Here is a 2640-nt window from a genome sequence, read left to right as displayed (position 1 = left end):
ATCCTATCGACCGATGTTTGGAGGAGGAAAGCAATGATTACGGAACGAAGCCCGTTGAAATTCAGCGGCTGGAGGGCGTTGGTCTGGCTGATCGTCCTGTTTCCTTTGACGTTAGTGGTCATGGACTGGGTCATCACGTTCAATCCACCCGTACTGGAGCAGGAAATGAGCGTCCGGGACGTGCTCCTGCTGGTGTTTATCTTCATACCGGCCCTCGCCGTGTTGGGATTCTGCTTCAAGGGATTCTTCACGCTGGAACCGAACGAAGCCAGTGTGCTTACGCTGTTCGGCAAATACACGGGGACGGTGAGGGAGCAGGGATTCTGGTGGGTGAATCCCCTCAACAGCAAGGCGAAGATCTCCCTGCGAGCCAGGAATTTCGACAGCGAGCGACTGAAGGTGAACGACAAAAACGGCAACCCGATCGAGATCTCGGCCGTCGTGGTCTGGCGCGTGGAAGATACGGCCCAGGCGAGTTTCGATGTGGACGACTTTGTCGAATACATACAGGTACAGTCCGAATCGGCCATTCGTCATCTGGCCACCAGCTACCCCTATGATCTGACCGAGGGGGAGACCGCCAGCCTGAGGTCCTCCATAGAGGAAGTGTCCGAAGCGCTCGGCAACGAAATACGGGAACGGGTCGCCGCGGCCGGGGTTTCGGTATCGGAAGCGCGGATCAACCACCTGGCCTACGCCCCGGAAATCGCGCAGGTGATGCTGCAGCGGCAGCAGGCCGATGCCATCATCGCCGCCCGCCAGAAGATCGTGGACGGCGCGGTGGGCATGGTGGAGATGGCCCTGGAAAGACTGAAGGACCAGCATGTAGTCGACCTGGACGAAGAACGCAAGGCCGCCATGGTGAGCAATCTCCTCACCGTGCTCTGCAGCGAATCGTCCACGCAGCCTATCGTCAATACTGGTTCGCTGTACTGACGCTGGGGCTACAGGGAAACTTGCGATCGTGCCGGATAAGAAGAAATCCCTGCTGCTGCGAATCAACACCGAGCTCTGGAATGACCTCAACGCCTGGGCTAAGGATGAATTGCGTAGCGTGAACGCCCAGATCGAGTATATTCTACGGGCGGAAGTGCACAAACGGAAGAAACGGCGGCGGCGCGAGGAAGATTGAAGGAACCGAAACGTGTGCAGGTAAACATGTGCAGGTGATCACTGGAAGCAGGAGACCATTGGCTTGGCAGTAGAGATAAATACAAACCTGGACCGGTTCGAAACAACGGGATTCGTGATCCTGAAGGGGTTCTATCCCGACAGGGTGGTGGAGGCGGCCCGGCGCGACGCTGGCGAACTCGTGGACAGGTTCGCGGACCGGCTGATGGCGGCGGGCAAGATCTCGAAAGACCACGGCGATGCGCCCTTCGAGACGCGCCTGGCCCGGATCTGCGAGGACGTCCCGGACGACGCGCCCCACATCTTCCGCAAGGAGCTCCACCTGGCGGGCATGTACGAGGTGTTCTTCCACGCGCCGCTACTGGACATTATGGAAACCCTCCTTGGCGACGAGCTCCGGCTGTACCCGAACTACTCCATCCGCCCCAAGCTGCCCGACCACGCCCCGACGCTCGTCCTCTGGCACCAGGACGGGGGATATACCTACAAGGTCCACCGCGACGGCGATCACAGCGCGGAAACGGTGGACGCCCTGCGCATGATCAACGTATGGTCCCCCCTGGTCCCCGCCCGCGAGGACAATGGGTGCATGCAGTTCATCCCCGGCACGCACCGGATCGGCATGGCCCGGCACGAAAACCGCGAATACTACCTCGAAATCACGCAGGAGGACCTGGCGCCCTACGTGGACCAGGCCGTGTCCATCGAACTGGACCCGGGAGACATCGTCCTCTTCCATAACATGCTCTACCACCAGGGACTTCCCAACCGCACCGATCAGGTCAGGTGGAGCATGGACTGGCGCTACCAGGATGCGCGCCAGCCGACGCTGCGCAGCACGACGGGGCATTTCGCCCGCAGCCGCCTGCATCCCGATAAGGTCGTACGCGACGCCGGGGACTGGGTCCGCCGGTCCTTTCAGTAGCCGGTCACCGTCCCGCGAACAGGATCTCGTATTGCTCAATCTCACCGATACAGGGCTCGTTTTCCTCCGGGAACTCCGCGGCGCCCTGCGCGAACGTTCCATCGTCATCAACGTCGTCCTGGTACCCCTGTTCATGTACCCGGTCTTCCTCTGGCTGGCCTACACGGGGCTGTCCTTCGTCATCGGCCAGACGGAGAACTTCACGGCCCGCGTGATGATCGTGGGCGACGTGGGAGCAGACGCTGCCCTCGTCCGCGAAATCGAGGCCGCGGACCGCCTGGAACACGTGGACCGCGTGGCCGGCGCAGAACCCGCGGACGGCATGGAAAGCGCAGAACGTGCCGATTTCGTGGACCGCGCAGAACGCGCGATCGGCGTGTCGGCCGCAGATTTGCAAGCCGCCGAGTACGCGATTCGTGACGGCCGGCTGGATCTCCTGGTTGAACTCGCTGCCCGAGAAGTGGGAAACACGGACGATATCGATGTCAGGATAACCGGCGACTCGTCGAAGGACAGGAGCCGGATCGCCATGAGCCGGGTCGAAGACGTCGTCAACCGCCACCGGACGGCCTACCTGGAAAGGG

The 2640-nt window shown here is 61.3% G+C and carries 4 protein-coding genes; all 4 read left to right on the top strand.

The genetic code is table 11. The features are described from left to right. The first annotated feature begins 120 nt into the window (after positions 1 to 120). Positions 121 to 936, top strand: a complete 816-nt coding sequence (locus F4Z81_02395) for an SPFH domain-containing protein (GenBank protein ID MXW03898.1) — start codon at positions 121 to 123, stop codon at positions 934 to 936. 25 nt (positions 937 to 961) lie between these two features. Further along, positions 962 to 1132, top strand: coding sequence for an Arc family DNA-binding protein (locus tag F4Z81_02390; protein ID MXW03897.1), 171 nt, complete (start codon positions 962 to 964; stop codon positions 1130 to 1132). Between the two features lie 57 nt (positions 1133 to 1189). Beyond that, the gene (locus F4Z81_02385; GenBank protein MXW03896.1) at positions 1190 to 2056 is read left to right on the top strand and encodes a phytanoyl-CoA dioxygenase family protein; all 867 of its coding nucleotides are present in this window, start codon (positions 1190 to 1192) and stop codon (positions 2054 to 2056) included. A 31-nt stretch (positions 2057 to 2087) separates the two neighbouring features. Then, a partial coding sequence (locus F4Z81_02380; GenBank protein MXW03895.1) for a hypothetical protein occupies positions 2088 to 2640 on the top strand: 553 nt, incomplete at its 3' end.

Source organism: Gemmatimonadota bacterium, assembly GCA_009835325.1.
GTDB lineage: Bacteria > JAAXHH01 > JAAXHH01 > JAAXHH01 > JAAXHH01 > JAAXHH01.
The sequence above is the reverse complement of the archived record's forward strand: the minus strand, read 5'-3'. Positions and strand labels throughout refer to the sequence as shown.

What these genes read in the sequence shown, in the direction of transcription:
- F4Z81_02395 (MXW03898.1), top strand. Translation starts at nt 121, where the DNA reads ATGGACTGGGTCATCACGTTCAATCCACCCGTACTGGAGCAGGAAATG.